The 1387-nt window shown below is 61.6% G+C and carries 1 protein-coding gene; it reads left to right on the plus strand.

Translation table 11 applies throughout. The features are described from left to right. Window positions 1-1334: elongation factor G (fusA, locus tag NKJ21_RS27365; RefSeq protein WP_254733427.1), on the plus strand; the 1334-nt coding region annotated here is incomplete at its 5' end. Window positions 1335-1387 lie beyond the last annotated feature (53 nt).

A 1387-nucleotide genomic window follows, 5' to 3' on the forward strand; every position in this document is an offset into this window, starting at 1 on the left:
CCGTGCTGACCGGCGCCTTCTATCCGATCCTCTGCGGCTCGGCCTTCAAGAACAAGGGCGTCCAGCCCCTGCTCGACGCCGTCGTCGACTACCTGCCGTCGCCGGTGGACATCCCGCCGACCAAGGGCATCGACTTCAAGACCGAAGAAGAAATCACCCGCAAGGCCTCGGACGACGAACCGCTGTCGGTTCTGGCGTTCAAGATCATGGACGACCCCTTCGTCGGTTCGCTGACCTTCTGCCGCATCTATTCGGGCAAGATGGAAACCGGCATGAGCCTGCTGAACTCGACGCGCGACAAGCGCGAGCGGGTCGGCCGCATGCTGCTGATGCATGCGAACAACCGCGAAGACATCAAGGAAGCCTATGCCGGCGACATCGTCGCGCTGGCTGGCCTGAAGGAAGCGCGCACCGGTGACACGCTGTGCGATCCCGACAAGCAGGTGATCCTCGAGAAGATGGAATTTCCCGAGCCGGTCATCGAGATTGCGATCGAGCCGAAATCCAAGGCCGACCAGGAAAAGCTGGGCGTCGCCCTGCAGAAGCTGGCCGCCGAAGACCCGTCCTTCACCGTCTCGACCGACCACGAGTCGGGCCAGACGATCCTGAAGGGCATGGGCGAACTGCACCTCGACATCAAGATCGACATCCTGAAGCGCACCTACAAGGTCGAGGCCAATATCGGCGCGCCGCAGGTGGCCTATCGTGAATCGCTGGGCCGCAAGGTCGACATCGACTACACGCACAAGAAGCAGACCGGTGGTACGGGCCAGTTCGCCCGCGTCAAGCTGGTGTTCGAGCCGGGCGAAGCCGGTTCGGGCTTCGTGTTCGAAAGCGCCATCGTCGGCGGCGCGGTGCCGAAGGAATACATCCCCGGCGTCGAAAAGGGCCTCAACAGCGTGATGAGCTCTGGCGTGGTCGCGGGCTTCCCCGTGGTCGACGTCAAGGTTCAGCTCGTCGACGGCAAGTATCACGACGTCGACTCGTCGGCGCTCGCCTTCGAAATCGCTTCGCGTGCCGCGTTCCGCGAGGCGCTGCAGAAGGGCAAGTCGGTTCTGCTCGAGCCGATCATGAAGGTCGAAGTGGTGACCCCGGAAGACTACACCGGCTCGGTCATCGGCGACCTGAATTCCCGGCGCGGTCAGATCCAGGGTCAGGACATGCGCGGCAACGCAAACGTCATCAATGCGATGGTGCCGCTCATGAACATGTTCGGTTACGTGAACAATCTGCGCTCGATGAGCCAGGGTCGCGCGACCTTCACCATGCAATTCGATCACTACGCAGAAGCGCCGGCTAACGTGTCGGCGGAAGTCCAGAAGAAGTTTGCCTGATTGTCGTCGGTCTCGAACTGACGATTGAACGGAGAGTCAAATGGCCAAAGCAA

It is taken from the genome of Klebsiella sp. SWET4 (genome assembly GCF_024296565.1).
Lineage (GTDB): Bacteria > Pseudomonadota > Gammaproteobacteria > Enterobacterales > Enterobacteriaceae > Klebsiella > Klebsiella variicola.